This window comes from Brevinematia bacterium, from assembly GCA_039630355.1.
Classification (GTDB): Bacteria; Spirochaetota; Brevinematia; order DTOW01; family DTOW01; genus SKYB106.
The window spans coordinates 1-4,734 of sequence record JBCNVF010000079.1; the positions used below are offsets into that span (position 1 = coordinate 1).

Here is a 4,734-nt window from a genome sequence, read left to right on the forward strand (position 1 = left end):
TTCCGAGCCTAGGTTTTCCCTTACAGCTCTTACAACCCCTATACTTGCAAGCTTATCTGCCAACCTTTTGTCTGACAAATATTTGACAACTGCATACTCTTCGTCAGTAAGCCTATATGCATCAACAAACCCTTTGCCAAAGGCTTCTATAAATTTACCTATTCCTTTAGTTGAAAGTTGTTCTTGTGTGTTTTTGTAGTATATAGTTGCAAGCCTTGCGGTCTTGACAGGTTTTAGATACAAAAGAGGGTCTGTTACTATGTCTGCCAGAATAGATGTAATTACTACACCAATATTGTCACCTACAGTTTTACCAACTGTTCTTGCTTTAAATTCCTCTATATCAAACCAACTATGTCCCCAAACTCCCTTTTCATACTTCTCCTCCTCCCATATTTTTTCATCCTCTGGTTCTGTTTTCTTTGCAATTGCTCTTCTGAACTTTATAATATTCACTACCCTTTTTAGATTTTGCTCTTCCTCCTCTGTAATCACTACTTCTTGCGTTCCTTCTATACCTTGCCTTAATTTTTCTTCTATTTTTCTAACAGTTTCTATACTCCATTCATCACCAATAATATTTGCCAGTTTGCTTATAGACCCTACTCTTTTAAGTGCTTCTGGATACTTGTTTTTTACGTCTATTACGTTTTTACCATTTTTAATGTCGCTGTCAATCTGCTTTAGCACTTTTAAACTTTCATTTATATCAGCCTCCACCATTTTACCAACACCGTAAGACACAACACTTCCAAGAAATCCGAGTGTGTTTATAACTGCTTCAAACGGTGCCACAACATTGCCTTCTGGTTGCTTCTCTAACTTTGGTGCAACATTTAAATTACTTGTTGGTTTTACATCTGGTGTCGGTAATTTAGACACATCAAGAACCTGTATTTGTTGTGTTTGTGTTTGCTGTGAAACAGCATCTAAAAACGGAGATTGGTTTGTTGTCTGAACTGTCGTTTGCGGTAGGAATGGTTGCTGAACGTTTGTTTGCAAAGATAAATCCTGCTGTATGTTAGTTTGGTTAGTAGTTTGTGTAAGAGTTGGTATATTAGTTTGTGTTGTAAGAGTTGGAACTTGAACTTGCAAAGTTCTATTAGAAAACACACCCGACACATTGGTTATAGGAGACTCTTTTAGATAGTAATTTATGCTAAATCTTTGGTCTGTAAATTCGCCCAAATCAATATCTTCATCATCAGTATATTTGGGTATTCTTCTTGGTTTTGGTATCTCATACTTGTATTCCCTTAATCCTGCTTTGTGTATAAGACTTGGTTCAACTTTAGTTTCTAACTTGGTTTTTAGTTCGGATTCCTGACTAGTAGTCTCTAAAGGTTTAAGCCCTACTTCCCTAAAAATATCCCGCTTTGGTTCTTTCTCAACATTGGGTAAATTATCAAAACCTTGTTCCTCAATTTCTTTTACCTTCTTTTCCCTCCTGTAAAGTCCTCTATACTCTGGGTAGGTATCAAAAAAGGAGTTGTAGAGTTTTTCAAAATCAACTTTGTCAATTCCTTCCCTTAAAGCAATGTTATATTGTTCCTCCACAACATCCTCAAACCTCACTTATTCCTCCTTTTGAGTTAAATATTCTCTTGAAAGTATTTCTATAAAGTCAGAACTTTTTCGCAGTATGTCTTGGTATTTCTGTTTAACCTCATCATCTTGAAATATCATAACATCTTTGCCTTTCCCAACTAAGTCTGTAAAAGTCTTTACCATATCTTTAAATGCTTTGTGCCTTTCTTCCTTGCTTTCTAAATTTGCTTCCTGTAGTTTTTGCTTTAGTATCTGCAGTTGTAGTCCAAGTTTTCCTTTCTCCAATTTGAGTAAGTCTTTTTTGTCTTCAAGAAGACTTATATCGTTTATGATTTCCTGTCTTTTTGCTTTTGCAAGTTCTATATCAGCCTTCATCTTTTCTTGTTTTCCTCTCTCACTCTCTATCTTTGCTAGCATATACATATTCTTTAGTGCTTCAGTTGGAGAGGGTTTAAACAGGTTGTTAATGAATTCAACAAGTTGAGGGTCTTCAGATATCTTATCCGCAGTTTGCTTTAATTCTCTTAACACTTCAACAACTTCTCTCTTTTTTTGATTATCCAACGCTTTGCTAGCTTCTCCTATGTTGTGTGCAAGAGTAGATACATAGTTGTGTAATCCATTTACAACGTATGCTTCTTTTCCAAAAGGTCCAGGGTAGAACCTATTTTCTGGCATGACAGGTCTAACAGGTTCTTCTTTAAGCCTGCTAGGAAGCAAACCAGCAACAAATCTATATACACCGCTTTTATCAACTTCTTTCTTTTCTGGTTCTTGTGGTATCTCCTCTTCAGTTATTTTCTCTCCATACCCTTCAACACCTATTACAAAACCTCTTGCAAGTTCAAGTTGGTTTGCTTTCTCTGGAGCAACAATTTTACTATCAACGCTTACTTCAATCTTCTTTTGCTTAAGTTTGTCAAGCACTTCTTTGTCAAGTCTGTATTCAGTGTTTCCTATTATTACTCTTCCTCCATCCAGCAATGTCTCTAAAACTTGTTCAGCAAAAGCACCTCGCATTTTTGCTAACGCCTCGTTTGCTTTTCTCTTGCTTTCAGGGTCTCTAAACTGCCTAAATTCGGGACTTGCTATACCAACAACACTTAACTTTACATCTGTTATATCATCCTGTTGTGCAACCTTGTTAAGATTATCAAAGATTTCTTCCACTCCTTCTTTTACAAGTCTCATAGTTGTTTCCATCTCATCGGCGTTTGTTATTCTGTCAATAGTGTAATCTGTCGCTGTTTTGTATTTTGCTTTTCCTATCTTAACAATTAGGTCTTTCTCTGTTGGAGAGAAAATGTCTTTCTCTTTAAAGAAGTCAGAAGTAAAGCTTCCCTCCGTTGGAGGAGAATACCAAGGTGTATCGTAAGCAGTCATTATCTTTCTAGGAACTAACTCTGCAATCGGAACAAAAGCACTAGGAAGTCCCTGTGTAGTTAAAACACCGCTACCAGTAGAAACTTGCTTTGTTATCTTTTTGTTTCCTTTACTTTCGGTATAAGATACATTTTTGAACTCAATCATAAGCCCTCCTATTTGTTTCCGCTAAACAGAGAAATAAGAGTTGAAGTAGTTCCAATTCCTGTAGATATTCCTGACACCCCAGCACCAAAGTTTCCAGTAAAAAGTCCCCCAAGACCTCCACCTATTACACCACCTGCTAAAGCACCAATAGGTCCTCCAAATATTCCACCTGCTATACTTCCTGCTATTCCAAACAAATTACTTAATGCAGTTTGCTCTGCCATCTTTTTTTGTTCAGCCGCACTTTGTTTTTCAAACTCCCATCTCTCTTTTGCCATCTTAAGACTTTCCTTGTCCATATCTAACCTAGCACTTAAATAACTATCATCTTTTGCTTCTTTCAAAAGCCCCATATACGTAAGAAATCTTTTATTCACGCTATCCATTGCAATTGCTTTTGCTTTTGCGTATTCCTCATCTTCCATAGCAAATTTTTGTATATCTATTTGTCTGTGTCCAGCCAATCTTGCAAGTTCAACTCCTTTCCTAGCAATACCAAACTGGTCAAACATACTGCTTCTTGTTGTCTCAATTCCTCCTGCTAGTTCCTGCCTTGCTTGTTCAGAAAGTCCTTTTGCCTGTGCTTTCTGATACATATTTATTCCTGCTCTGATAAGTCCTGCTAAAGCACTACTTTGTTGTAAAGATATTATATCCTGTCTTAACCTAGCAGTTTCGTCTTCATACTGTTTCTGTTGTTGTGCGTATTGGTTAATTCTTTGCATTTGCGTCTGATCAACCCAATCCTGATATCCTCCTCTCGCTATTTCTTTTTCCTTTGAATGCAATATATCAGAAAGGCTTTGCCTCGCCAGATTGGTAAGATTTGACATTATCTTTTCATCACCAACGTTTTGGTTTATAAACTCCGTTAATTTTCTCCAATCATCAGCCTGTTGTTCTCCTATAAGCCCCCTAAAATCCGTTTTGCCACTCATTGGTATGGCGAGGTTTTCCCAAACATAGTATCCAAGTGCCATCTTGACAGCCTTATCTTTTTCGTCTCCTGTTATTGCTCCGCTTCTTATCCTGTTTGCTAGGTTAGGGTCTATCTTGCCAATAAAAGCGGTTATTTCTTCATCGTTTTGTAGTCCAAGCCTTTTTAGGTAATAATCCCCTAAAGCAATTGCGTTTCTTTCCTTCCTTTCGTGACTCCAACCTGTGTTTGCAGTATTTCGTTGGTTTTCAGAACGCATTTCCCAAATAGTAAGTCCCTCGCTTGGGTCAAAGTTCCAAGGAGTTCTAATCTTAAACATATTCACCTCCTACACAAACTTTGCTTTCTTACCTAACTCTTGCATTCTCTTTATTTCCTCTTCCATTTTTATTGCTTCTGCTACATTTGTCCAATTCATAGCTCCCATTCTTTCTGCCCTTTGTCTTTCAATCATTTCTCTCTCTTGCTGTAGTGTCGGTGCAATATGCTTGTCCAAATACTGCCTTACAGACCTTCCAAGATTGAGAAATATTTTGTTATCCACTACTCCTCCTAGTGTTATAGGTTGTTGTGTTGGTGATGACGTTGGAGAAGTATATGTCGGTGATGAGGTTGGAGAAGTGTATGTCGGAGATGAGGTTGGAGAAGTATAAGGTGATGTATAAGATGGTGAAGATATTGGAGAGGATGATGGAGAGGTATATAATGGTCTTGAGGAT

General features: G+C 37.4%; 4 protein-coding genes. All 4 read right to left on the reverse strand.

Features of this window, described 5'->3' with window-relative positions; all coding sequences use genetic code 11:
* A partial coding sequence (locus ABDH28_05575; GenBank protein MEN2998487.1) for a hypothetical protein occupies nucleotides 1-1,575 on the reverse strand: 1,575 nt, incomplete at its 3' end.
* Nucleotides 1,576-3,078 carry a hypothetical protein gene (locus ABDH28_05580; GenBank protein ID MEN2998488.1) on the reverse strand — a complete coding sequence of 501 codons (1,503 nt, stop codon included), beginning with the start codon at nucleotides 3,076-3,078 and terminating at the stop codon, nucleotides 1,576-1,578. It lies immediately after the preceding gene.
* An 8-nt stretch (nucleotides 3,079-3,086) separates the two neighbouring features.
* Nucleotides 3,087-4,334 (reverse strand): hypothetical protein, encoded by a 1,248-nt coding sequence (locus ABDH28_05585; protein MEN2998489.1) that lies wholly within the window; start codon nucleotides 4,332-4,334, stop codon nucleotides 3,087-3,089.
* Between the two features lie 9 nt (nucleotides 4,335-4,343).
* Complete coding sequence (locus ABDH28_05590) at nucleotides 4,344-4,559, reverse strand: hypothetical protein (protein ID MEN2998490.1); 216 nt, start codon at nucleotides 4,557-4,559, stop codon at nucleotides 4,344-4,346.
* Between the last annotated feature and the right edge of the window lie 175 nt (nucleotides 4,560-4,734).